This window comes from Telmatospirillum siberiense (assembly GCF_002845745.1).
GTDB lineage: Bacteria > Pseudomonadota > Alphaproteobacteria > Rhodospirillales > Magnetospirillaceae > Telmatospirillum > Telmatospirillum siberiense.
This window is the reverse complement of the sequence record NZ_PIUM01000007.1, coordinates 85,093-109,143: the sequence shown is the minus strand read 5'-3', so window position 1 is coordinate 109,143 and position 24,051 is coordinate 85,093. Positions and strand designations below refer to the sequence as shown.

20 protein-coding genes and 1 pseudogene are annotated in these 24,051 nt (G+C 60.4%); 9 read left to right on the top strand and 12 right to left on the bottom strand.

Annotation, left to right across the window (positions count from 1 at the left end):
• Positions 1-8: 8 nt before the first annotated feature.
• The 4 genes from CWS72_RS08810 to CWS72_RS08795 form a co-directional block, all read right to left on the bottom strand.
• Positions 9-809: an amidohydrolase family protein gene (locus CWS72_RS08810; RefSeq protein ID WP_199175600.1), complete on the bottom strand. Its 801-nt coding sequence runs from the start codon at positions 807-809 to the stop codon at positions 9-11.
• A gap of 14 nt (positions 810-823) precedes the next feature.
• Positions 824-2,086, bottom strand: coding sequence for an MFS transporter (locus CWS72_RS08805; RefSeq protein ID WP_101250220.1), 1,263 nt, complete (start codon positions 2,084-2,086; stop codon positions 824-826).
• A gap of 135 nt (positions 2,087-2,221) precedes the next feature.
• Positions 2,222-2,947 carry a GntR family transcriptional regulator gene (locus tag CWS72_RS08800; protein ID WP_101250288.1) on the bottom strand — a complete coding sequence of 242 codons (726 nt, stop codon included), beginning with the start codon at positions 2,945-2,947 and terminating at the stop codon, positions 2,222-2,224.
• Positions 2,948-3,025: 78 nt separating this feature from the next.
• Complete coding sequence (locus tag CWS72_RS08795; RefSeq protein WP_101250219.1) at positions 3,026-4,240, bottom strand: MFS transporter; 1,215 nt, start codon at positions 4,238-4,240, stop codon at positions 3,026-3,028.
• A 178-nt stretch (positions 4,241-4,418) separates the two neighbouring features.
• Between CWS72_RS08795 and CWS72_RS08790 the strand changes: the two genes are divergently transcribed.
• On the top strand, positions 4,419-5,711 hold the full coding sequence (locus tag CWS72_RS08790; RefSeq protein WP_101250218.1) for a solute carrier family 23 protein: 1,293 nt from the start codon (positions 4,419-4,421) through the stop codon (positions 5,709-5,711).
• Between the two features lie 268 nt (positions 5,712-5,979).
• Here the strand turns inward: CWS72_RS08790 and xylA are convergent, their stop codons facing one another.
• Genes xylA through CWS72_RS08775 form a run of 3 tightly spaced genes read right to left on the bottom strand, consistent with a single transcriptional unit; the run spans position 5,980 to position 9,827 of the window.
• Positions 5,980-7,293 carry a xylose isomerase gene (gene xylA / locus CWS72_RS08785; RefSeq protein WP_101250217.1) on the bottom strand — a complete coding sequence of 438 codons (1,314 nt, stop codon included), beginning with the start codon at positions 7,291-7,293 and terminating at the stop codon, positions 5,980-5,982.
• The gene (gene xylB, locus CWS72_RS08780) at positions 7,290-8,753 is read right to left on the bottom strand and encodes a xylulokinase (protein WP_338056166.1); all 1,464 of its coding nucleotides are present in this window, start codon (positions 8,751-8,753) and stop codon (positions 7,290-7,292) included. The genes xylA and xylB overlap by 4 nt, the downstream gene beginning before the upstream one ends.
• Positions 8,754-8,798: 45 nt before the next feature.
• A complete protein-coding gene (locus tag CWS72_RS08775) occupies positions 8,799-9,827 on the bottom strand; it encodes a LacI family DNA-binding transcriptional regulator (protein ID WP_101250216.1) in 1,029 nt (342 codons plus the stop codon).
• A gap of 432 nt (positions 9,828-10,259) precedes the next feature.
• Here CWS72_RS08775 and xylF point away from each other — a divergent pair, with 432 nt between their 5' ends.
• The 5 genes and pseudogenes from xylF to CWS72_RS08750 form a co-directional block, all read left to right on the top strand.
• Positions 10,260-11,276 carry a D-xylose ABC transporter substrate-binding protein gene (xylF, locus tag CWS72_RS08770; RefSeq protein ID WP_101250215.1) on the top strand — a complete coding sequence of 339 codons (1,017 nt, stop codon included), beginning with the start codon at positions 10,260-10,262 and terminating at the stop codon, positions 11,274-11,276.
• Positions 11,277-11,343: 67 nt separating this feature from the next.
• Positions 11,344-12,879 (top strand): xylose ABC transporter ATP-binding protein, encoded by a 1,536-nt coding sequence (locus CWS72_RS08765; protein ID WP_101250214.1) that lies wholly within the window; start codon positions 11,344-11,346, stop codon positions 12,877-12,879.
• A gap of 23 nt (positions 12,880-12,902) precedes the next feature.
• Positions 12,903-14,048 (top strand): sugar ABC transporter permease, encoded by a 1,146-nt coding sequence (locus CWS72_RS08760; protein WP_101250213.1) that lies wholly within the window; start codon positions 12,903-12,905, stop codon positions 14,046-14,048.
• A 158-nt stretch (positions 14,049-14,206) separates the two neighbouring features.
• A complete protein-coding gene (locus CWS72_RS08755) occupies positions 14,207-15,319 on the top strand; it encodes a YncE family protein (RefSeq protein ID WP_101250212.1) in 1,113 nt (370 codons plus the stop codon).
• Between the two features lie 103 nt (positions 15,320-15,422).
• A pseudogene (locus CWS72_RS08750) lies at positions 15,423-16,080 on the top strand (transposase); the annotation flags it as partial.
• Positions 16,081-16,415: 335 nt separating this feature from the next.
• Here the strand turns inward: CWS72_RS08750 and CWS72_RS08745 are convergent.
• From CWS72_RS08745 to CWS72_RS08725, 5 genes are all read right to left on the bottom strand, one after another.
• Entirely contained in the window at positions 16,416-17,888 is a 1,473-nt protein-coding gene (locus CWS72_RS08745) for a DcaP family trimeric outer membrane transporter (RefSeq protein WP_158240564.1), read from the bottom strand.
• A 330-nt stretch (positions 17,889-18,218) separates the two neighbouring features.
• Positions 18,219-18,977: an L-cystine ABC transporter ATP-binding protein TcyN gene (gene tcyN, locus CWS72_RS08740; protein WP_101250210.1), complete on the bottom strand. Its 759-nt coding sequence runs from the start codon at positions 18,975-18,977 to the stop codon at positions 18,219-18,221.
• Positions 18,978-18,983: 6 nt separating this feature from the next.
• Complete coding sequence (gene tcyL, locus CWS72_RS08735) at positions 18,984-19,649, bottom strand: cystine ABC transporter permease (protein WP_101250209.1); 666 nt, start codon at positions 19,647-19,649, stop codon at positions 18,984-18,986.
• A 4-nt stretch (positions 19,650-19,653) separates the two neighbouring features.
• Positions 19,654-20,448 carry a cystine ABC transporter substrate-binding protein gene (gene tcyJ / locus CWS72_RS08730; RefSeq protein WP_101250208.1) on the bottom strand — a complete coding sequence of 265 codons (795 nt, stop codon included), beginning with the start codon at positions 20,446-20,448 and terminating at the stop codon, positions 19,654-19,656.
• A 96-nt stretch (positions 20,449-20,544) separates the two neighbouring features.
• Entirely contained in the window at positions 20,545-21,357 is an 813-nt protein-coding gene (locus CWS72_RS08725) for a MetQ/NlpA family ABC transporter substrate-binding protein (protein WP_241911644.1), read from the bottom strand.
• Between the two features lie 306 nt (positions 21,358-21,663).
• Here CWS72_RS08725 and CWS72_RS08720 point away from each other — a divergent pair, with 306 nt between their 5' ends.
• From CWS72_RS08720 to CWS72_RS08710, 3 genes are read left to right on the top strand one after another with little or no spacing between them, the layout of a single operon-like run.
• On the top strand, positions 21,664-22,476 hold the full coding sequence (locus CWS72_RS08720) for an ABC transporter substrate-binding protein (protein WP_101250207.1): 813 nt from the start codon (positions 21,664-21,666) through the stop codon (positions 22,474-22,476).
• Between the two features lie 53 nt (positions 22,477-22,529).
• Positions 22,530-23,279, top strand: coding sequence for an amino acid ABC transporter ATP-binding protein (locus tag CWS72_RS08715; RefSeq protein WP_101250206.1), 750 nt, complete (start codon positions 22,530-22,532; stop codon positions 23,277-23,279).
• Entirely contained in the window at positions 23,279-24,040 is a 762-nt protein-coding gene (locus CWS72_RS08710; RefSeq protein ID WP_101250205.1) for an amino acid ABC transporter permease, read from the top strand. The genes CWS72_RS08715 and CWS72_RS08710 overlap by 1 nt, the downstream gene beginning before the upstream one ends.
• Positions 24,041-24,051 lie beyond the last annotated feature (11 nt).

Below are 24,051 nucleotides of genomic sequence, written 5' to 3'. Positions count from 1 at the left end.
TCGACCAGCTATCCCCCGAAGCGAAACAGCTTGCGTGGCGAACCGTCCAGAACCTGGTCGCATTCGGCGGCGTTGGGCAGCCATATACTGAGAATTTGACGGGCCTCGGCCGGATTGGCCACCCTTTCGAACTGGGTGTGCGGCCAGTCACTGCCCCAGACCAATCGATCCAGGCCGAATTCCGCTTTCAGTAGGGGAATTGCCGCCTGTGCGATCGCCCTGCCGGCGGAGCCATTGCGATAGGCCGCCGACAGCTTCACCCAGACCTGGCGGCTTTTGCCGACCGACAGAAGGTAACGGAAGCCCGGGTCATCGATGCCCGCCACCGGGTCGGGCTTGCCGAAATGATCGACGACCACGGTGCAGCCACTGGCCAGCAGAGGAGGCAAGAGTGCCGGTAGACGGCCGGCCTCCGCCTGCAGCTCGACCTGCCAGCCGAGGCGGGAGATATCCCCGAGATGGCGGCTCCATTCCCGGCTAGTGAAAACAGGATCGGGCCTCCCCAGAAGATTGAGGCGCACTCCGACGACACCTTGCCGATCCAAGACCTGCAAGGCATCTGTCTCGATATCGGGCGCCACCACGGCGATACCGCGCAGACGCGACGGCATCGATGTCAGCGCTTCCAGCATATAGCTGTTGTCGGTGCCGAGAAAACTCGGCTGCACCAACACGCCGTGTGACATGCCGTTGTCATCGAGCATCGCCAGATATTGCGCGATCGTCGCATCGTAGTCGGGGGCGTAGCGACGTTCCCCGGCCAGCGGCAAATCGCGCGTAAAGACATGAGCGTGGCAATCGATGGCCACAAAGTCCTCCTCGGTCAGTCTTTTGAGAACGTTCCCGAGCCGACCGCCCCGTCAAGCGCCTTGCCGCGGGTTTCGGGCAGCATGAGGACGGCCAGAACGACGAGACTGTAAGCGATGCTGGCATCGATGCCGATGGCCGCCCCCAAAGACATGCTGCCGCTCATATGGCCGATCAGGACCGGTAGGCCGGCCGCCAGAATTCGGCCGAAATTATAGCAAAAGCCGACGCCGGACCCGCGAATGCCGGCCGGATACAACTCGTTGAACAACGCCCCCATGCTGGCGGGAATGCCCGCCGCGCAGAAACCGAGGGGGAAGCCCAGGGCCAGCATCAACCCACCGCCGATCGGCAACAACAGATAGGAAACCGTGACCGCCGTGCATCCCACCGCGAACAGGGCCACCGTCCGCCGGCGTCCGATACGGTCGAGCAGTTGCCCCGCCGCCAGACAACCGCAGCCGAAGGCGACGATGATGACGCCCAGATAAAGGCCGGTGCCCATGACCGAAAGACCGCGCTCGGTCTTGAGAAAGGTCGGCAGCCAGGTGAACAGGCCGTAATAGCCGCCGTGCGCGCCGAAACCGAAAAGACCGCCGATCAAGGTCACGCGCAGGGTTTTGGGGGAGAAAATGCCCAGCAGCGAGGTGGTGAACCCCTGTTTGGAACCGGATGTGGCGGCGGCGGCCCTGGTGGGCTCGGGGATGGCCCTCTGCACATAGATGACCAGAAGGGCGGGGATCAGACCGATGCCGAACATGACCCGCCAGGCGAGATCCTGCGGTACCAGCGAGAAGACCGCCGCATAGAGCAGGACGGCGGCGCCCCACCCGACGGCCCAACCGCTCTGGACCGTGCCCAGGGCCTTGCCGCGATGCTCAGGGCGGATGATTTCGGCGATCAATACCGCTCCGGCCGCCCATTCGCCGCCGAAGCCCAGGCCCTGCATGGCCTTCAGGATCAGCAACTGTTCGAAATTCTGGCAAAAAGCGGCGAGGAAAGTCGCGGCGGCGAACCAGATGATGGCGATCTGCAGGGCTTTGACCCGTCCGATCCGGTCCGAAAGGGCTCCCCCCAGCCACCCGCCCAAGGCCGAGGTGATGAGGGTCAGACCGCTGATCAGCCCGGCATCGGTCTTGCTGACGCTCCAACTGGCGATCAGGGCGGGAATGACCAGACCGAACATCTGCATGTCGAGGGCGTCCATCGCCCAACCGCCAAAGCAGGCCCAGAAGGTGCGCTGCTCAACCGGCGTGATCTGCCGATACCATTGAAACATGCCGGCTCCCCCCCTCGTGAAACGACAGGACCATAAGAGATAGTCATTTATATGAATAAGGAACCAGCCCGACCGCCCATTGTCAATGGTTGGCGTGTCGACAGGAAGAGCAACCGCGGAGTGAAATCGAGATTGTCAGCGAATTTCAATGTGATAGCGAAAGGTCGATGCGGGGGCGCAGGACCGCCGCCATTCCAAAGGTCCCCCATGATAGCCGAAGGCCAATCGCTCGATCACCACGACAGGGGATGCCTGCGGCAGCGAGAGGATGGTATCGAAGGGGGCGGCCACCCCCTCCACCGTCAGGGTCTCCTCGGCGGAAGCGACGATTTCGCCGCAGAACCTTTCATAGGCCGGATAAAGCAGGGCGCCCATTTCATCGAGAGGCATGGTGAGAATCGGTTCGAAACGGGCGCGCGGCAGCCAGATCTCCTCGGCGAGAACCGGCCATCCCTTGATCAGGCGTTGACGCAACAGGCGGATCACCTCGGTGCCGGTCGGCAGGCGCAAGGCCTTGATCACCGGGTCGGGGCCGATCAGGCCGGAGCGATCGAGAATCTTGCTCTCCGGCACCTCGTGACGTCCTTCCGGACCATGAAAGCGCAGGAAACGAAAAAGCGAGGAATCGAAACTCGGCCGGCGAACGAAGGTGCCGCGCCCCTGGAAACGCTCGACCAGCCCCTCGTCCACCAGCGTCTGGATCGCCTTCCTGACCGTTCCGACGGCGACACTGTGGCTGGCCGCCAGTTCCGCCTCGGTGGGAATGGCCTCTCCCGGCCGCCAGACGTGGGACGCGATCTGAGCGGCGATTTCATCGCGCAGACGCTGATAAAGAGGAAGGCGTTGATCGACGTTGCCCATATCGGCAAACCACTTTTCAAAGACGAACGAACAAATGAACCGGAGCAGGCCGTCGGGGGCAATCAAAAAAGTGCGGCATCATGACGCCTGCGGACGACGGCTGACCGTCAGGACCGAGAAAATCGCAGCAGCGTAAAGCAACCCGATGGCCAGGAAAATCAGATGGAACGCATGGTGGTCCAACAGAGCGCCAAACAGCAGCGGGGCCGCGGTCGAACCGGCATCGAGCCCGGAATAGACGAACCCGAACACCTTGCCGGTCGCCCCGGGCGGCGTCGCCCTCTTGACCAGGATATCGCGCGAAGGCGCGGTGCAGCCCTGCGCCAGTCCGGCGAAAAAGACGATCGCCGCAGCCCCGATGAAGGGCATGAAACCGCCGGCGACGACAATCAGAAGCGCCGCACAGACGGCAAGGCCGCCGATCGCCACTTCCACATGGCGGCTGGTGCGATCCGCCAGTTGTCCGCCCAGCAAGATCCCCAGGGCGGAACCGACCAGATAGGCGGTCAGCGCGGTGGCCGCGGTCTGCAGGCTCACCCCGTAAAATTCGATCAGCGAGGCGGTTGAAAAGGTCTGAAATCCGGTTCCCGCCAACGCGGTCAGCAAAAAGTAGCCAAAGGCCATCATGATCGCCGGCGAGGCGATCAGCCGGGCATAGGGAATGGATCCGCTTTGTTTATCCAGTCCATCCCGATGCCCCACCGGATCGCCCAGGACCGCGCCGTAACGAACCAGCAGGGCGATCACCACAAGCCCGGACAGACCGGCGGAAAGCAAAGCCACCCGCCAGCCGACGGTCACCGAGAGACCGCCGATCACCACGGGCGCCAGGGCGAACCCGATGGTCCCCAAAAAGGCGTGCACCCCATAGGCCCGCCCCAGCCGCTGCTTCGAAACGCGCGACGAAAGCAGGGAAAAATCCGCCGGATGAAAGACGCTGTTGCCGACGCCCGCCAAAACCGCCAGCGGATAGAACATCCAAAAAGCAGTGACCAATCCGGACAAGCCGACGCAAGCGGCCATCACCGTGACGCCGGCCAGCAACGCCGGCCGCGCGCCATAGCGGTCGACCAGAATGCCGGCGAACGCCTGACAGATGCCGGAGGTGAGATAGAAGGCCGTCGAAAGCGAGCCCAATTCCAGATAGCTGACGGAAAAAGCCTCATGCAGGCTGGGAAACAGCGGCGCCAACGATAGCTGGAAGAAATGGCTGATCAGATGGGCGAGGCCGATCAGGCCGATGGTCAAGGCATCCTGCCTTAGCAATTGTCGGTCGGAGGAAACGATGTCCATCGAAGAATTCCCGTGCAGGCCCCGGTCGGAAACAGCCCATGGCGGGGCAAGGTGCGGATCCTATCCAAACTCGTCCGGCCAACCAAAGGATCTCTGAGAAAAATGCAAAAAAGGGCGGAATGTTTTGAGAATCTTCCCGTCCTGAGGCAATGTGCCCCCATCATTTTTGGGGGAAGTCATGTCGGACTCGTCGAAAGACGGATTTTTACCGTGTTGGAAACTGAAAACCGGAGGCGTCATCGCCCCGGATGAACGTTTACCCTGGGCGCAGACCATCATCGTCGGAATCCAGCATGTGGTCGCCATGTTCGGCTCGACCGCGCTGGCTCCGATCATCATGGGCTTCGATCCCAACGTGTCGATCCTGTTTTCGGGCATCGGCACCCTGATCTTCTTTCTGATCGTCGGCGGCCGGGTGCCCAGTTATCTCGGATCGAGTTTCGCCTTCATCGCCGTGGTGATGGCGGTGACCGGCTATGCCGGCAGCGGCCCCAATCCCAACATCGGATTGGCGCTGGGCGGCATCATCGCGGCGGGCGTCGTCTATGTGCTGATCGGCGCCATCGTCACCGTCGTCGGATATGCCTGGGTGGAAAAGCTGATGCCGCCGCTGGTCACCGGCGCGGTGGTGGCCGCCATCGGCCTCAACCTGGCGCCGCTCGCCGTGAAAAGCGCCAGCGGATCGGGATTCAACAGCTTCATCGGGCTGGCCACGGTCGTCTTCGTCGGCGGTTTCGCCGTCTATGCCCCCGGCATGGCCCGGCGCCTGCCGATTCTTTTGGGCGGCCTGGCCAGCTATCTTCTCTATCTGGTCGCGGCCAACGGATTGGGGTTCGGCAAGGCGATCGACTTTTCCGGTGTCGCCCAGGCGGCCTGGTTCGGCCTGCCGAATTTCACCGCACCGGTCTTCTCCGGTTCCGCCATGGGGCTGATCGCCCCTATCGCGGTCATCCTGGTGGCTGAGAACCTTGGACATATCAAGGCGATCGGCGCCATGACCGGACGCAATCTGGACGCCTATCTGGGACGCGCCTTCATCGGCGACGGCATCGCCACCATCGTCTCGGCCTTCGGGGGCGGCACCGGCGTCACCACCTATGCGGAAAACATGGGCGTGATGGCGGCCACCAAGATCTTCTCGACCCTGGCCTTCGTCGTCGCCGGCCTGTTCGCCATCGTGCTCGGCTTCTCGCCGAAATTCGGCATGCTGATCCTGACCATTCCCGGCCCCGTCATCGGTGGTCTGGAACTGGTGATTTTCGGCCTGATCTCGGCCACGGCGGGACGCATCTGGGTGGAGAACAAGGTCGACTTCTCCAGCCCCCGCAACCTGATCACGGCGGCAGTCACCCTGACCGCCGGGGCCGGCGATCTCACCCTCCACCTGGGCGGGTTCACCCTGGGGGGCATCGGCACCGCCACCTTCGGCGCCATCATCCTCTATCAGTTGCTGCGCGAAAAGGCCGCCTGAGGCCGCTGAGTACTCCGTCCCCCCCCGGGCCTCGGGGGGTAAGAGGGGTAAAAGGCCGGGCTTCACCGTCTTCTCCCTCGCCCCTTGTGGGAGAGGGAGGGACCCGCTCTCGCGGGAGGGTGAGGGGGAAAAGTCGCACGATACCTGAGAGTTTTCTTCCGCCTGTCGGCGGGATGCCCCCTCATCCCAACCCTTCTCCCACGAGGGGAGAAGGGCTTTTGCCCGCCCATTTTCCCCTCTTACCTCGGGTCCCGGGGGCCCACCGGTATCACAGATAGCGCGCGACCATATTTTCCAGATATTCCTGACGGCCCGACTGTGCGCGCGGCTCGGTGTTGCGCCGCTCCACGTCGGCGGCGATATCGGCCAGCGACAGCTCACCCTTCAGCAGGGCCTGCCCCTCGGGGGTCTCCCATCCGGCGTAGCGGTCGGCCACGTGCCCCGCCAGGCGGCCGCTTTCGATCATCTCCGCGGCAACCAGCAAGGCGCGGGCGCAGATATCGATACCGCCGACATGGGCATACAGCAGATCGACGGGGTCGATCGACTGCCGACGGATCTTGGCGTCGAAATTAAGGCCTCCATTGACGAAGCCGCCCCCTTGCAGCACGTGATAAAGCGGCAGGGCGACGTCTTCCACATTGTTGGGGAATTGATCCGTATCCCACCCCAACAGGCCGTCACCACGATTGACGTCGAGCGAACCGAAAATCCCCAGCGCGTTGGCCAACGCGATCTCGTGCTCGAAGGTGTGGCCGGCCAGCATGGCGTGGTTGGCCTCGATGTTGACCTTGACCTCCTGTTCCAGGCCATAGCGCTTGAGGAAACCGTAGACGGTCGCGGTATCGAAATCGTACTGATGCTTGGTCGGTTCTTTGGGTTTGGGCTCGATCAGAATGGTGCCGTCGAAACCAATCTTGTGCTTGTAGTCGACGACCAGGGAGAGGAAACGTCCCAACTGGTCGAGTTCGCGCCTGAGGTCGGTGTTGAGCAGCGTCTCGTACCCCTCGCGGCCGCCCCACAGCACGTAATTCCGTCCGCCCAGCCGCCGGGTCACGTCGAGGCAATTCTTGACCGTGGCGGCGGCGTAGGCAAAGACCTGCGGATCGGGGTTGGTCGCCGCACCCGCCATGAAGCGCGGATGGGAGAACAGATTGGCAGTTCCCCAAAGCAGGCGGACGCCGCTCTCCTCGATCTTGCCGGCGAGGACGTCGGCCATGACCTGAAAATTGCGCAGCGATTCCGCGAAATCGGCCCCTTCGGGCGCGACGTCCCGATCGTGAAAGGTAAAGAATGGCACGCCCAGCAGTTCGAAGGCGTCGAAGGCCACATCGGCCTTCAGCCGCGCGCCGGCCAGGCCGTCGCCTCCCTGCCACGGCCGGTCGAACGTCGCCTGACCGAACGGATCGCTCCCGGTCAGGCAGAAGCTGTGCCAATAGCAGACGGCGAAGCGCAAGTGATCCTCCATCCGCTTGCCGAGCACCACGCGGTCCGGCTGATACCAGCGATAGGCCAGGGGATTGGAGCTGTCGGGTCCTTCGAAACGAATTGGAGCGATGTCGCCAAAGAATGCCGTTTTCATGATTGGGCGAACTCCTTGAGTGCGGGGTAGAGCCGACGGTAACGCCCATAGGCGTCGTCATAGGCCGCGGTCCACTCCCGGTCGGGAGCGATGGTCGCGGCCACGGGAGGAGGCGTGCAAACGCTGCTTGTGTCGGCCTGACGAACCGCGCACAGCGCCAGCCTTGCCGCACCGAAGGCCGCCCCAAGTTCGCCCCCGGCGGGCAGATCCAGCGGCCGGTCGAGAACCGTCGCGATAATCTTCAACCACAACCGCGACTGGGAACCGCCCCCCACAGCCCAGGCGCGGGGGATCTCGGTGCCGGCGTCGGCCAGGACGCGAAGGCAGTCCCGGAAGGCGAAGGCCACGCCCTCCATCACCGCGCGGGTCAGAGCCCCACGGTCGGTCGCGTGTCCCAGCCCAACGAAGGCGCCGCGCAAGTCAGCCTGGTTGTGGGGGGTCCGTTCGCCGCCCAGGTAGGGCAGGAACATCGCCTCGCCGGGCCCGCCCAGACGGTCGCCGAGCGCGTCCGTAAGCTGCGGCGCGTCGATGCCGAACAGGTCCGACAGCCAGCGCAGACTGTCGGTCGCGGCCAGGATCACGCCCATTTGGCACCACATATTCGGAACGGCGTGGCAGAAGGCATGAACGCCCGCCTCCGTGTTGGGCGCAAAGCGGGCGGTCGGGGCGAACAGGACTCCCGACGTGCCCAGCGACAGAAAGGCGTCGCCCGGTCGAACGGCGCCAATGCCGCAGGCGGCGGCCGCGTTGTCTCCGCCGCCGCCGGCGATGGCCACCGTCCGGGTCATGCCGTAGCGGGCGGCAACCGACGGCAACAGCGTTCCCGACACCTCTCCCCCTTCGACCAGACGCGGCATCTGGCGGCGGGACAATCCGCAATGCTCGAGCGCCTGATCCGACCAGGCGCGCCGCCCGACATCCAGCCAACAGGTGCCGGCGGCGTCCGACATGTCGCTGACATGCTCACCGGTCAGCCGCAGACGGATGAAGTCCTTGGGCAGCAGTACCTTCTCGACGCGCCGAAAGACATCCGGCTCGTGCCGGGCCAGCCAAATCAGCTTCGGCGCGGTGAATCCCGGCATGACGACATTGCCGGTAATCCGCCGGATGTCGGGGAATGCCGTTTCCAGGGCGACGCATTCGGCGGCGCTCCTGGTGTCGTTCCACAGAATTGCCGGGCGCAAGGGACGATCCGCGCCATCGAGGACCGTCGCCCCATGCATCTGGCCGGACAGACCGATGCCTTCCACGGCACAGATCTCCGCCGGATGCGCCGCCGCCAGCGCGTCGAGAACGGCAAGGCTTGCCCGCCACCAGTCCTCGGGATCCTGTTCCGACCAACCGGGATGAGGACGGCTGACCGTCAGCGGCGCGCTGGCGCTGCCGATGACCTGCTGACCTTCGGTCATCAGGATCCCTTTGACGGAAGAAGTGCCGAGATCGAGTCCTACAAACATCATCGCCTCCCAGGCCGCCTCCCTTTTCTCCCGCCATGGGGAACGGGGTTACGGCAGGTTGTCCCGGACGAATATGTCGATGCGTACCCGGGGTGGAATGAAACCGGCGCGCCCGTCGCTGAACGCCTTCAGTGTCTGCACGGCATTTTCCACTTCGTCACCGGCCTCCTGATGGATAACCGCGTCGAAGGTCCCGGAGATCAGCGCGCGCCGGGAATGCGGGGTCAGCTCATGGGCGACGACCGCCACATCGCGCTGACGGCCGCGCCTCTCCAGCGCCTCGATGATCCCCCGGTTCCCCGCTCCCATGCTATAGAGGCCGATCAGGTCGGGATGCTCGTCCAACAGGCTGCCGACCAGTGGCGCGGTCACCCGGCTGTCGTCGCGCCCTTCGACCACCGGCAAGAGGGTCTGCCCGGGGAAATCGCGCAGCATGGTCTGCTCGAATCCCAGGCGGCGGGCGACATGATCGTCCAACATCAGAAAGCCGGCGATCAGCGCTATGCTGCCCGTCCGCCCGCCCAGGAAACGCCCCAGGAGCGACGCGGCGACACGCCCCGCCGCCAGATTGTTGATCCCGATACAGTCCAGACGGCGGGACGGCGTGACGTCGGAAACCAGGGTCACCACCCCGATGCCGCGCTCGACCAGGGCATCGATGGCTTCACGGACCTCCGGCGTGTCGATGGCGACGACCGCCACACCCATGGTTTCAGCAAGATCGATGCAGCCCAGCACCCGACAAAGATCGACGCTGTCGAATTCGCGATAATGGATCTCGCTTACCAGGATGCGCTGATCGGCCAGGCGGCGGGCGGCGGTCCGCACCTGCTGCCCGAGATGGGTCATGAAAGTGTTGCCGGCCACCTCCGGCAGGACGAACTTGAACCGGTATTCGCGGCTGGTGGCCAGACTGGCCGCGAAGACGTCACGACGAAAGTCAAGCCGCTCGATCACCTTGTTGACACGCTGAACGGTTGTCGCGCTCACGCCCTTCCGGCCGTTGATCACCCGATCCACGGTGGCCAGGCTAACCCCGGCTTCGGCCGCCACGTCATGGACCGTCACTCGCCTCACTTGGGATCGCTCCTCGAAATCCGCACATACCCGCCATGGGCGTCCGAAACCCCGGCGGCACTCGATTCAGTAGCACGATGCATGAGGTACGTAAATCATCATTTCGCCACTCATGATTTTCTTAAAATTCGGCCTTTTCCGCCATTTTTTATAGAAACCACCGCAGGACACGATCTTAAGTAAACGTAAACAAAGGTCATATGGGGAAATAATTGATGTACGCTCTTCACACGTGATAGTTTTAATATGTCTCGATGGCGGGCAGACCGGGCGCTTACGTCGCCAGGTTTCACCCGTACTCCGGGAAGGCCATGGAATCGAAGCAAGGAAAGGAAACGGAACCGTCGCACCTCCCGCGGGTGCCATGACTGATCCGAGTGCCGAAGAAGCCCAAAAGAAGATCTCATAATTTTCTGGGAAGGAATGAAGAGAATGTGGAGTTTCCTCACGCGCCTGATCGGCAGCGTCGCGTGCGCTGCGTCTCTCGCCCTGGCCGCCGGCCCCGCGATGGCCGACCAGGCCCATCCGAAAATCGGTTTCTCCATCGATGATTTGCGCCTGGAACGCTGGGCGCGGGATCGCGACTACTTCATCGAAGCGGCCAAGACGCTGGGGGCCACCGTCGACGTGCAGTCGGCCGACGCCAATGAACAGCGCCAAATCTCGCAAATCGAAAATCTGATCTCCAAGAAAGTCGATGCCATCGTCATCGTGCCCTTCAACTCGAAGGTCCTGACCAACGTCATCGCCGAGGCGAAAAAGGCCAATATCAAGGTCGTCTCCTACGACCGGCTGATCCTGAACGCCGATGTCGACGCCTATATTTCCTTCGACAACGAGCGGGTCGGCGAGATCCAGGCCCAGGGCGTCGTCAAGGTCAAGCCGAAGGGGAACTACTATCTGCTGGGCGGCGCCCCCACCGACAACAATGCCAAGCTTTTGCGCAATGGCCAGCTCAAGGTCCTCCAGCCCCTGATCGATAAGGGCGACATCAAGGTGGTCGGCAGCCAGTGGGTCAAGGAATGGAACCCCACGGAGGCCTTACAGATCGTCGAAAACGCTCTCACCGCCAACGACAACAAGATCGACGCCATCGTCGCCTCGAACGACGCCACGGCTGGTGGCGCCATCCAGGCCTTGAGCGCACAGGGCCTGGCGGGCAAAGTCGCCATTTCCGGCCAGGATGCCGATCTGGCGGCGATCCAGCGGGTCAACGCCGGCACTCAGACCCTATCCGTCTATAAGCCGCTGAAACTGATCGCCTCGGAAGCAGCCAAGCTTTCGGTGCAATTGGTCCGCGGTGAAAAGCCGACATACAACAACAAACTCGACAACGGCATGAAGCCCGTCGACAGCCTGCTGCTGACGCCGACGCCTATCACCAAAGAAAACGTTTCCCTACTGATCAAGGACGGCTTTTTCACGCAACAGCAGATCGACGGCAAATGATGACCGGACCGGGGGACTTCAAAGTCCCCCGGTCTCTCATTTTTCCGCCAGCAGAAGAGCGTGAACGATGGCTGAATATCTCCTTGAAATGCGGGGAATCGTCAAAGAATTCTCCGGCGTCAAGGCCGTCGACGGCATCGACCTCAAGGTCCGCCGGGGCGAGGTCATGGCCTTGTGCGGCGAGAACGGCGCGGGAAAGTCGACGCTGGTCAAGGTTCTTTCCGCCGTCTATCCCTATGGTACCTGGGACGGCACCATTCTGTGGGAAGGCCGGGAACTGAAGGCGTCGTCGATTCGCGATACCGAGCGGGCCGGCATCGTCATCATCCATCAGGAACTGATGCTGGTCCCACAGCTCTCCGTCGCAGAAAACATTTTCCTGGGACATGAGCCGACCCTGCCCGGCGGCCTGATCGACTTCGAAACCATGTACTCGCGGGCCGCGCAGCTGATGGCCGAGGTCGGCATGCCGCAGATCAAGACGGCCCTGCCGGTATCCTATTTCGGCGGCGGCCAGCAGCAGTTGATCGAAATCGCCAAGGCGCTCAACAAGAACGCGAAACTCCTGATCCTGGACGAGCCGTCCTCCTCCCTGACCAAGAGCGAGATCGACGGCCTGCTGCGCCTGATCGACGGCCTGAGGGCCAAGGGAACCGCCTGCGTCTATATCTCCCACAAGCTTGAGGAGGTGGCCGCCATCGCCGATCGGGTCACGGTCATCCGTGATGGAACCCTTGTCGGCACGGCTCCCATGGCCGATCTGTCGGTGGACGAGATCATCCGGATGATGGTCGGGCGCGAGATCAAGAATCTCTATCCGCGCGAACCCCATCCTGTCGGCGATGTCATTTTCGAGGCTCGCGGCATTACCTGCTATGACATCGACAATCCCGCGCACAAGCGTGTGGACAACGTCTCCTTCACTCTGCGCCATGGCGAGATCCTGGGCATCGCCGGACTGATCGGGGCGGGACGGACGGAACTGGTCAGCGCGCTCTTCGGCGCCTATCCGGGGCGTAGCGAGGGCGAGATCCGCCTCGATGGTGAGGTGTTGCGCATCTCATCGCCGCGCGCCGCCGTCGCCAAGGGCATCTGCATGGTGCCCGAAGACCGCAAGCACCATGGAATCGTCCCCCAGATGGCGATCGGGCACAATATCACCCTCTCGACACTGCCGCGCTTCGCGCCCTCCCTTCTGATCAACGAGGAAGTCGAGCTTCAGGCAATGCTGGAGGAGATCCGCCGGCTCGGCATCAAGGCCGGCAGCCCGGCCCTGCCGATTTCCAGCCTGTCGGGCGGCAATCAGCAGAAGGCCGTCATTTCCAAGATGCTGATGCCCCTGCCCCGCATCCTCATTCTCGATGAACCGACGCGAGGCGTCGACGTGGGCGCCAAGTACGAGATCTACAAACTGATGTTTGAACTGGCCCGCCAGGGCATGTCGATCATCATGGTGTCGTCGGAACTCCCCGAAATTCTGGGGATCAGCGACCGCGTCCTGGTGATGGGCGAGGGACAATTGCGCGGCGATTTCATCAACGAATCTCTCACTCAGGAGAAAATATTGGCCGCCGCCATCACTCAACTGCCGCTCGCCGGATAAGGGTTCCGCAGGAGACGACGATCATGATTTTTGCTTTCAAGCGCCTGAAGGACGTTTTCTCGCGTTACAAGATTTTGACCCTGCTTCTGGCGATCTCGGTGATCTGGGGCCTGTTCACCTATATGACCGGCGGCGACTTCCTGACCCCCAGGAATTTTTCCAACCTGCTGCGGCAGATGGCGATCACCGGCATGCTGGCGGCGGGAATGGTGTTCGTCATCATCGCCGGCGAGATCGATCTGTCGGTGGGCTCGCTCCTCGGTCTCCTGGGTGGAATCGCGGCGATCCTCGACCTTCGGTTTCACCTGCCGATCGTCGTCACCCTGATGCTGGTCATCGGACTGGGCGGGCTGATCGGACTGGCCAACGGCTATTGGGTCGCCTACCAGCGCGTCCCCTCCTTCATCGTCGGACTGGCGGGCCTGATGGCCTTCCGGGGGATCCTGCTGGGTGTCACAGACGGCTCGACCGTCGCCCCGGTTTCCGGCGCCCTGGTCCTGGTCGGCCAGGGCTATCTGCCGTTCCTGGTCGGCAAGGGACTGGCCGGCGTGCTGTTCGTCTTGCTGGTCTGGACGACGTTCCGCTCACGCAAGCGGCACCGCGCCTTACTGCTTCATGTGCCGCCGTTGTGGCAGGATCTGACCAAACTGGTCGGAACCGGAGCGATCATCGCCGGCTTCATCACCATGTTCGACGCCTATCGCGGCGTCCCCATCCCCGTGCTGATCCTGTTGCTGATCCTGGGCCTGTTCTCCATCATGGCCAACCGCACGGTATTCGGACGGCGCATCTACGCGATCGGCGGCAATCTCGAAGCCACCAGGCTGTCGGGGGTCAACGTCCAGCAGGTAAAGCTGCTGATTTTCGTGCTGATGGGGGTGATGTGCGCCTTCGCCGGCATCACCACGACGGCACGCCTGGCGGCGGGATCGCCTTCGGCCGGCAGCCTGGGCGAGTTGGACGCCATCGCCTCCTGTATCATCGGCGGCACCTCCATGCGGGGTGGCTCGGGGACCGTCTTCGGTGCGCTGATCGGCGCCCTGATCATGGCCAGCCTCGACAACGGCATGTCGATGCTGGACGTCGACAATTTCTGGCAGATGATCGTCAAGGGCGCGATTCTTCTGCTCGCCGTCTGGCTCGACGTCACCACCGGCTCGAAACGCTGATGCGGCTGCCAGCCTGACCGAGGCCGCCCCCTTATTGCCAAGGCTCGCCTTCGCGGAAAGGGAAAGCCCGGCATCGATATACATTAATTTTATAGATTTAACATAGCCAGGATAATACTGTTGTATTTCAATCATATTATGCATGGAATTTTTGTTGAATGCGCCCGACATACCTCGCTTGCGTCCTGCTGCTCGCCCATGCAACCGTGGCGCAAGCCGAAACTTTCCCTGATATCAGCCACCTGGCCTTTGCAACACTGAGCGATACCAGTAAGCTCACGGTGATCGACATCGACAAAGACCAAGTCGTCGGAGGGGTCGAACTGGGGCTGAAACCCAGCCAGATCGAAATATCCCAGGCATCGCCGGTGCTGGCGGCGACGGATGGCCGATCCAACCGCGTCGTTCTCGCCGATCTGGCGGCAGGGCGAACCTCCGACATTTCGCTGTCCTTTCCGGCGCGCCGCCTGCTGACCAGCCCGGATGGGCAGAAGCTGGCCGTATCCGATCTGACGGGCGGGCATGTGGCGGTCTTCAGCCTGCCCAGCGGACGGGCTTTGGCCAATCTGTCGGGCCTGCCCGTACTTTCGGATCTGCTTTTCGCCGGCGACGGATCGGCCTTGTTCATTGCCTCGAATGACCTGGACGGTCTCGGCGTCATCGACATCGCGCAGGGAAAGATGACCGCGAAGATCACCCCTGAACCGGATGCGGCCCAGCGGATCAGCAGCATCACCCGCTCCGCCAACGGCCGCCTGATCTTCGCCCGCAGCGAAAAATCGGGACTGATCGGGGTGATCGATTTGCGCGCAGGGAAACCCCTGCCTTCCATCCAGGCGGGTCCCGGCGCCGTCACCGCCACCCCATCGGGAAGCGGGGCCTACCTTCTGCTTACCAACGAATCGAAACGCAGTTTTTCCATCGTTCACGGCGATGATTTGACCCCCGGCGCCGAATTGGCGGCCGCATCCGGCTTGGGGACAACCTATACCGGCTGGTTCGATTCGGTGGCCTTCGTCCCCAGCGCCGACAAGCGCACCCTGCTCGTCTACGATCTGTGGCGCATGTCGAAAGGCGGAGATATTTCCCTGCCGGCCGTCCCCGGCCCGGGAACCGTCACCGCCGACGGCACGAAGTTATACCTTCCCCTGAAAGACAAAAGCGCCATCGCGGTGATCGATGCGCGTAACCGTCGCCTGTCCTCGGTGATCGCATTGGATGGACATCCGACCGGAATAGCGGTGGGCGCCGGATATGGCATCTGCCACTAGTCTTACTGAGTCACAAAATATCTACATTTTGTATATGTATGGTTCTTGTATCGCAAAATGAGGTATAAGGGGAAGATTCATGCTTCAGCAGGAGAAGGCTGATATGGATCTCGTTGCGAGTCTGGACAGTGGATCGCGTTTTGAATCCTATGTCGATGCGCTTGTGGCGGTGGTCGGCCACAGCGACCGAGCGGAACCACTGAGGGATTACTGCGTTGGCCTTTTGATGCCGGGCGAGCGCAAAAGCGTCGAGCCGATGGCGGCGGTAACGGCGCCAGCGCGCGTTCCTGCACAACACCAGTCGCTGCTTCATTCTATCGGTAACGCGCCGTGGTCGGACGCGGCGATGTTGTCCAGGGTGCGGGATCTGGTGCTACCGCCCATCGCGACAATTTGCTGGCCGCGCCGCGTCCGCAAGAGTGGTTGATCATCGAGTGGCCCGCTGATGAGGCTGAACCAATCAAATATTGGCTTTCCACCCTTCCCGAAAACATCGCTTTCGACCGCCTGATCGACCTGACCAAGCTGCGTTGGCGCATCGAGCGCGATTACCAGGATCTCAAGCAAGAGGTCGGGCTGGGCACTATGAAGGGCGAGGTTGGCGAGGGTTTCACCATCACGCCACACTCTGCATCGCCGCCTACGGCTTCCTGATCTCCGAAAGGGAGACTATTCCCCCCTCAGGACCACGTTGCGCCGCGAAATTCACGAAATCTGCCGTTCCCGAAGGTTATCGACCCAGAGCCGCCGCCGATCCGGCCGCAGCGGCACATCCCCAACTCAATCACCACGATGCGACGACGGATCGCCGTCGCTCTGGCCAGACGACTGGCACGATGTCCCTGCTGTGCCAGGCCAATCAAGCCGACGAATCAACCAATTTTATGACGCAGTAAGACTAGGGTCCGTGTCGTCGGTTAGCGACTGATATCGTGCTGATGGCCCCAAAAACCGTCATGGCCGTGTCGAGCACACGACCATCCACGTGATGGGAACGAACGACGGAGACTTGTTCGGGGCGTGGATGCCCGGCTCAGGGCCGGGCATGACGTCTTTTGGTTGAAAAAGCCGCGAGAGCGGTAACTGACGACAGGCCCTAGAAGGAGTACTTCACACTTCCCTCGACGCGACTGGCAGACCCCTTCGAAGCCGTCGTCCCCGTGGCTGTGTCCGATTGTGGCGATGACGTTTCGATATGACCGTAAATGTATTCGATACCGACGTCCGTGCTGGAGATTGGGCTCCAGATCAAGTTGACATGTACCGAACTCAAGCTCTTGATCGGTTTCTGGGTGTCGCCGCTCGGCGTACTGAAATGATCGTAACCATAAGCAGCGCTGCTGCGTAGAGCATCGGTCCAAAAATGCGTGTAACCGACGACACCGCCCCAGATATCGATCGGCTTGATGGCGCCATTGAGAAGGACGGCAGAGACTCCTTCTCCTTGCTCAAGATAGCGGCCGATACCATTGCCATCGACGGTCTGCAACACCAGCTTATCCTTGCCGATGGTCTTGATGCCGACGCCGGCCAGCACGCCGTAGACCAGCTTGTTGGCGTGCTGCTGGTCTACGGTCGTTCCCGCGTCGTTGGTCAGATAACGGCCCAGACCGGCGACAGCGACGTGTCCCCAGGACGGATCGACGCTATAGCGGACGACGACGTCGGGGATTCTGTCGATATGATTGTCGGTCACGCCGGTCGCCGTCTTTAGGTCGGCAGAGGGTCTTTCGACGGCCACATCGAGGCTGCCGGTGGGAAGCGCCGCAGTATAGCGCAACTGCGCCTGACGAGTCGCCGCCCAACCGACCGGACCACCGAAATCGAGGGTTTCCGGACCACCGGTATCGAGGTCGCTGAAGGTCGACCAGGTCTGGCCGGCGGTGAAACCGGCGGCGCTCACATAGGCGTGACGCAAGCGGAAGAAATTGCCATTGCTGCTGGTGTTATAGAAATCGCCTTCGATGACGCTCTTCACTTCGCCCAAACGATCCGTGTTGGTCAATGTCGTCAGATTGAGCCGGCTTTCCTGTGCACTGAAATTCACCTGACCGTTACGATGGGACGCCGCCGACTTGTCGAGCGGGATTGCCGTGGGGTCGAAATTGCTTCTGTTGTAAGAAGCCGGATTGCCGCTAGCGCCGGACCCGGAAATGTTGCTGCTGACGTCGTCGGTGACATCGAGCTTCACGTAACCGCCGATCTTCACCGACGTATTCGTGCCGGGAATGGCTAAATAGCCGGGTTTACCGGTATTGGCGGCAAGCGTCGGAACCGGTGCGGGGGTGACCTGTTTCTGTTCGAGAACCTGCTGCTGGGCTTCGACTTTTTGCAGGGCGCTGCTCTGGCTTTGCACCTGGGCGCTCTGGGCGTTGACCTGCTGCTTCTGATCCGTCACCTGGGCATTCAGGTTGTTGATCTGCGCCTTCAGGTCCTTGACTTGGGCTCTCTGCTCCAGGACCTGACTTTTCAACTCGTTGACCAGAGCCTTCAAGTCACCGATTTCATCAGCATGTGCCGGGATGGGAGATGTCGCGGCTCCCACCCCCAATGCCAAAATGGATAGCATTCGCATTCTATTGCGCGCCAACTTAACCTCCTAAAAATATTTTCTGAAGTTGGCGAGGCCCGCATTTTAATAAATACCGCCTCACCAACTTCAGTCAACAGTATGTATTTATACACGTAATCATTTATAACACCCCAAAATACGTTGGAAATTAAGAACTATCACATATACTATACAGATAACATATAATATCTATATTTATATAGATATAGTATTACTTGTTTTTATAAATAATTTTAGGAGTTTCCGCCTTTTGGGTTCGGTGGAATGTACTCACGCGTCGTCAATTTTTCGCCTGGTCCCAAAAGGCTCGCGTTATCCGCCGCCCAATCACGCGGCACCTCCGCGGTCACGCAATTTGCGAAGAAAACGCTGGGTTCGTTCCTCCCGTGGATTGTCAAAAACCTCGGTCGCCGTCCCTTGTTCGATGATGGCGCCGGCCTCCATGAAAATGACGCGATCCGCCGCATGACGGGCAAAGGACATTTCATGAGTCACGACAATCATCGTGCGGTGCTCGTCGGCGAGGGCGCGGATCGTCACAAGAACCTCGCCAACCAATTCCGGATCCAAGGCCGACGTTGGCTCATCGAACAACAACACATCGGGCTGCATGGCCAGGGCACGAGCGATGGCGACGCGCTGCTGCTGCCCGCCGGACAAGCGTGACGGATAGACATCCGCCTTGTTGGCCAAGCCGACCTTGGCCAACAATTCCCGACCGCGTGCCACGGCCACGTCACGGGATTCCTTTTTTACGATGATCGGTCCCTCGATGACGTTTCCCAAGGCGGTTCGATGCGGGAACAAATTGAAATTCTGAAAAACGAAACCGACATGCTGACGCAAGTTGCGGATCTGGGCTTTCTGGTGTTGCAAGCCCAAGGCGCCGTCCACCTCGATCGCCCCCACCTTGATTCGCCCGCTGGTCGGTATTTCCAGAAAATTGAGGCAGCGCAGCAAGGTTGTCTTGCCCGAACCGCTTGGCCCGATGATGGCCAATACCTCCCCCTTGGCCACCGCGAGGTCGAGCCCCTGCAGGATCGGAGTGCCGCCAAAATGTTTCGTCAAAGACTGAACGTCGATCATGGTCCGTCAGGTCTCTTGGACATGGAGGGAGACACGGGCCTCCAGGCGAAGCTGCAGCCACCCCAATACACCCGACAGCACCCAGTAAAGTGCCGCCGCTGCCAGATACATCGTGAAAACCTGGTAGGTTCTTGCCGTAATCAATTGCGCCTGTCTGAATAATTCCGGCACTTGAATCGTCGCAGCCAATGCGGTGTCTTTTACCAGACTGATAAAAGTATTTCCCAACGGCGGCAAGGCAAGCCGTGTCGCCTGTGGCAGGACCGTTCGCATCATCGTTTGAAATGGTGTCATGCCGAGTGATTCGGCGGCCTCGATCTGCCCCCGATCGACCGAAGCGATGGCCGCGCGCCAAATCTCGGCCGTATATCCCCCGACATTGAGCGAAAGACCGATCAACGCCGAGGGAATGGGATCGAGCCGCAGACCGAACTGCGGAAAACCATAGTAAATAACGAACAGTTGGACCAGAAGAGGCGTCCCGCGAATGAAGGAGACGTAAAAGCGAGCCCCCCCTTTAAGAAGGGAAACCGATGACCTCCGCATCAAGGCCAAAATGAAACCTAGAATCAGGCCAAAAAGCATGCCACCGACCGCAAGCTCGACGGTGTAGGCGGCCCCCTTCAGGAGAAAGGGGAGAGACTGTATCAGCAAATCAATGGAATTGTTCACGACGTTACTTCGTCACATCGAAGCCAAACCATTTTTCGGAAATTTTCGCGAGGCTTCCATCTCCGCGTAATTCGTCGATAGCCTTGTCAACCGCCACGCGCAGGACCAGATCTCCCTTACGGAAGGCGATCGACTGCTCCTGCTTGGCGAACGGCTCGCCGGAAGCCACAATCTCTCCATTGTATTGTTTGACCAGATTGGCAACGATCAAACGGTCGTTGAGCACGGCGTCGATCCGGCCGGCAAGGAGATCCTGATTGCGAGTGGAATCGTCGTCATACGTGCGAATGTCGGTCTTTGGGGAATTGGCCTTCAGCCATTGCTCGTAATTGGTGCCGAGCACGACGCCGACCTTCTTGCCGGTCAGATCCCCGGGGCTCGATATCTTCGGATCATTGCCCCGCCGCGTAATGATCTGGATGCCCGAAATCGTGTAAGGTTGGCTGAAATCATATTTCTGCCGCCGTTCCGAACTGACGGTCACCTGATTGATGACCACGTCGAACCGCTCGGCATCCAAGGCCGCCAGTATTCCATCCCATTTGGTCGGCAGGAACTCCGTCTTGACCCCCAATTTTTTGGCGATGGCATTGGCGAAGTCGACCTCGAAGCCGACCAGTTCGCCTTTCTCGTCCTGGTAGTTGAATGGCGGATAGGTACCTTCCAACCCGACGCGTAACGTGCCGCGCTGCGTGATTTTGGCGAGCGTGTCGGACGCGGCATGGGCGTTCGGGCCGATGCCGAAACCGGCGGCAAGCACAATGGCGCCGAAAACGATACGGGAAAGCCGGAAAGACATCGTCGATCACTCCTGTTCGAAATACGCAAGGGCCCGCCGGCATGCCGATGATCCCCAAGACCGACCGACACGCCACCGGGAACGAAGAGTGTCCGCCTACCACGCCGGCAGGATGGCGCCCTTGAAACGGGTCTCGATGAAAGTTTCGACTTCCTTTGATTGATAGGCGGCGACAAGGATCTTGAAGACCGGCTTATCTTTGTCTTTTTCGCGGACGGCAATGAAATTGCCGTAGGGGTTGTTTTGCCTCGGCTCCTGGATCAGGACGTCTTTTTGGGGATTGAGACCGCCTTCCAGGGCATAGTTGGTGTTGATGACCGCCGCGTCGAAGTCGTCGAGCGACCGTGGGAGCTGCGCCGCGTCCAATTCAACGAATTTAAGGGCCTTCGGATTGCCGGAGATATCGAGGACGGACGGACTCCGAACCTTATCCTCCTTGATGGAGATCAGGCCCTTGGCCGCCAATAAAGTGAGAGCCCGGCTACCGTTGCTGGGGTCGTTTGGGATGCCGATCTTGGCCCCTTCAGGCAATTGATCGATGGCCTTGATCTTCTTCGAGTAAAGGCCGATCGGCTCGACGATGGTGAAGCCGATGGGCACGATGTGGTAGCCATGCGCCTTGATCTGAGCGTCAAGATAGGGCTTGTGCTGGAACGCGTTGGCATCGAGTTCGCCGTTATCGAGCGCTACGTTGGGTAATACGTAGTCCGAAAAAGCGACCAACTGAACGTCAAGTCCTTTGGTCGCGGCCACTTTCTTTGCCACCTCGGCGATTTCCTCCTCGGCTCCGCCGATAACGCCAAGCTTGATCTTTTCAGCGGCCTGGGCCGAGGTTGTCAACAAAACGGCGGCCAAACCGGCAACAAAACCAAGCCCCCGCAACCACATCCGGTCATATCGCAGCATCATTATTGAACTCCAAAAAAATGTAGTTCATATATATACTCCATTAATTAAGTATTCTGATTTTACGCGACACACAACCATGATTTTTCAAAATTTTGTTAAATAACACCATTGCGAGTGTGAACCTTCGGTAACAAGCCGCGATTTTCCCACGTTTAATCAGGTGATCATTCTCAGCCGAGAAATAACTTAAAATATATGTTGTTATGATAATTTTTTGACTAAGATGATAGGCTGTGAAATTCTGACGCAAATAAGCTCCCCTGTTTATCCGGGGAAGGGGCTTCATTCTGCAGAAGGGAATTTACCATGGGTTTTGAATTTCGCTATTTGACCGCGGCGATCACCCTGGTCCTCGGCCTTACCGGAGCGGCTCACGCTGATCAATTGGCGGATATCCGGAAGGCCGGCGTATTGCGCGCTGCCGTGTTCGACAGTAATCCACCGTTCGGTCTGGTCGACGAGAAAACCCACAGTCTGGTTGGTTATGATATCGATTTCGCCAAAGCCTTCGCCGACAAGATCGGTGTGAAGTTAGAGTTGGTTCCGACCAATCCCGCCAACCGCATTCCGCTTTTGACATCGGGCAAGGTCGACCTGATCGTTGCCGATATCACGATCACGCCCGAACGCGCGAAGGTCGTTGACTTCAGCACCCCCTATTTCGTTACCGGCCAGCAGTTTCTCGTCCCGGCCGGCAGTCCTGACAAACTTGACGGCTATGCCACCGCTCGCATTGGCGCCGTCAAGGGAACAACCGGAGAGCAGGCCTTGAAGACGCGTTTCCCGCAGGCCCGCGTCCTTTCCTACGACGACGTTCCGCTTGCGCTGGCCTCGTTGCGCAATGGCTCTGTCCAGGCCATTACCCAGGATGCCGAAATCCTAGCGGGCCTGCTTGCCGCCGCGCCGGACAAGGACAAGTACAGGCTTCTGCCCGAGTTGTTGAGCAAAGAAGAAATTGGCGTCGGCGTAAAGAAGGATGAAACGGCACTGCTTGCCGAGGTCAATAAGATTTTGGTCTCCTTGGAACAAGATGGCCAAGCGGGACAGATCTTTGAGCGCTGGTTTGGAAAAGGAACCAAAGCACCAGAACCTCGTAACTTTAAGATCGTTGCTCCGTGAACCATCCGGGAACCGACTTACTCTCTTCCGGTTCGCCGGAAGAGAGACTTCCCATGATTGAATTCCGTGACGTGCATAAGTTCTACGACAAACTGCATGTCATTCGCGGGATCGATTTGTCGATCACCAAGGGAGAGGTGGTTGTCATCTGTGGGCCGTCTGGTTCGGGAAAGTCCACGCTCATTCGCCTCGTCAACCAATTGGAGATCCTGTCCCGGGGAGACATTCTTGTCGACGGACAAAGCGTTGCATCACTCCGCAGTCGGTCGCTGCGGCAACTCAGGACCCAGATCGGGTTTGTCTTCCAGCAGTTCAACCTTTATCCCCATCTTACTGCCGAACAGAACATCACTCTTGCTTTGCGCAAAGTCCTGAGCATCACGCCCAAGGACGCGACGCTCAGGGCGGTGGAGCTTCTTGAGCGTGTTGGACTGGCCGACAAGCGCCAGGCCTATCCGGCACAGCTCTCGGGGGGCCAGCAACAACGGGTGGCGATTGCCCGAACGCTTGCCATGCGCCCCAAAATCCTGCTGTTCGATGAGCCGACCTCGGCCCTCGATCCGGAAATGATTGGCGAAGTACTTACCGTGATGCGCGATTTGGCGACGAGCGGCATCACCATGCTGGTGGTCACCCATGAAATGGGGTTCGCCCGAGAACTCGCCGACCTTGTGGTCTTCATCGACCAGGGCGTTATTCTTGAGAATGCCAAACCGTCCGACTTTTTCCTGTCTCCCCAGCATCCGCGCACCCGGCAATTTCTCCGACAATTGCTCTCGCCACTGCATACTGCAAACGACTGATGGGAGGCTTGACCTTCGACTGGATCGGCGTGCTGGGCGGCGCCCCCCTCGAATGGTTGGAACTCGGGGTTCTGACCACCCTTTATGTGACTTTTGCCGGATTTCTCGTCGCCACTCTCATCGCCATCGTATTACTCGGCCTGCGGATTTCCGAAAAACAGATCATCCAATGGCCGGCGATCACCGTTGTCGCGGTCTTCCGCAATACGCCTCTCCTGGTCCAGATCCTTTTCTGGTATTTCGCCGGTTTTGGTCTTTTACCGGCGGATTGGCGCGCCTGGATCAACGATGACCATTCCTGGGCCATGTTACCCGGCGGGGTTGGGCTGCTGACGCCGGAGTTCCTGGCGGCGACCTGGGGGCTTGGCGTATTTTCCGGCGTCTTCATCGCCGAGGAAATTCGCGCAGGCCTGATGGCCGTGGCGCCCGGACAACGCGAAGCGGCGCTGGCCCAGGGTTTCGGTCATTGGCGCTGTCTCGGTTATATCCTCTTGCCGCAGGCCCTGGCCAATGCTTGGCAACCGGTGGTCGGTCAATATCTTAACCTGATGAAGCTGTCTTCTCTGGCGGCCGCCATCGGCCTCGCAGAGATCACTTATCAAGTCCGCCAGATCGAAAGCTACAATTCCCACGCCCTTGAGGCGTTTGCCGTGGGAACGCTGCTTTACCTGGCGATAGGCATGGTGATGGGGCAGATCCTGCTCCGCTGCGGCCCAAGGAGTGGAACGATGATCCGGGGAGGGATCCGTCGTGGGCCTTGACTTCACCGTTG

What these genes read in the sequence shown, in the direction of transcription:
- tcyJ (WP_101250208.1), bottom strand. Translation starts at nt 20,448, where the DNA reads ATGTCTTTCCGGCTTTCCCGTATCGTTTTCGGCGCCATTGTGCTTGCC.
- CWS72_RS08795 (WP_101250219.1), bottom strand. Translation starts at nt 4,240, where the DNA reads ATGGACATCGTTTCCTCCGACCGACAATTGCTAAGGCAGGATGCCTTG.
- xylB (WP_338056166.1), bottom strand. Translation starts at nt 8,753, where the DNA reads ATGATGTTTGTAGGACTCGATCTCGGCACTTCTTCCGTCAAAGGGATC.
- CWS72_RS08710 (WP_101250205.1), top strand. Translation starts at nt 23,279, where the DNA reads ATGGGAGGCTTGACCTTCGACTGGATCGGCGTGCTGGGCGGCGCCCCC.
- CWS72_RS08805 (WP_101250220.1), bottom strand. Translation starts at nt 2,086, where the DNA reads ATGTTTCAATGGTATCGGCAGATCACGCCGGTTGAGCAGCGCACCTTC.
- CWS72_RS08715 (WP_101250206.1), top strand. Translation starts at nt 22,530, where the DNA reads ATGATTGAATTCCGTGACGTGCATAAGTTCTACGACAAACTGCATGTC.
- tcyN (WP_101250210.1), bottom strand. Translation starts at nt 18,977, where the DNA reads ATGATCGACGTTCAGTCTTTGACGAAACATTTTGGCGGCACTCCGATC.
- CWS72_RS08800 (WP_101250288.1), bottom strand. Translation starts at nt 2,947, where the DNA reads ATGGGCAACGTCGATCAACGCCTTCCTCTTTATCAGCGTCTGCGCGAT.
- CWS72_RS08755 (WP_101250212.1), top strand. Translation starts at nt 14,207, where the DNA reads ATGCGCCCGACATACCTCGCTTGCGTCCTGCTGCTCGCCCATGCAACC.
- CWS72_RS08790 (WP_101250218.1), top strand. Translation starts at nt 4,419, where the DNA reads ATGTCGGACTCGTCGAAAGACGGATTTTTACCGTGTTGGAAACTGAAA.
- CWS72_RS08720 (WP_101250207.1), top strand. Translation starts at nt 21,664, where the DNA reads ATGGGTTTTGAATTTCGCTATTTGACCGCGGCGATCACCCTGGTCCTC.
- CWS72_RS08760 (WP_101250213.1), top strand. Translation starts at nt 12,903, where the DNA reads ATGATTTTTGCTTTCAAGCGCCTGAAGGACGTTTTCTCGCGTTACAAG.
- xylF (WP_101250215.1), top strand. Translation starts at nt 10,260, where the DNA reads ATGTGGAGTTTCCTCACGCGCCTGATCGGCAGCGTCGCGTGCGCTGCG.
- xylA (WP_101250217.1), bottom strand. Translation starts at nt 7,293, where the DNA reads ATGAAAACGGCATTCTTTGGCGACATCGCTCCAATTCGTTTCGAAGGA.
- CWS72_RS08745 (WP_158240564.1), bottom strand. Translation starts at nt 17,888, where the DNA reads ATGCTATCCATTTTGGCATTGGGGGTGGGAGCCGCGACATCTCCCATC.
- CWS72_RS08765 (WP_101250214.1), top strand. Translation starts at nt 11,344, where the DNA reads ATGGCTGAATATCTCCTTGAAATGCGGGGAATCGTCAAAGAATTCTCC.
- CWS72_RS08725 (WP_241911644.1), bottom strand. Translation starts at nt 21,357, where the DNA reads ATGATGCTGCGATATGACCGGATGTGGTTGCGGGGGCTTGGTTTTGTT.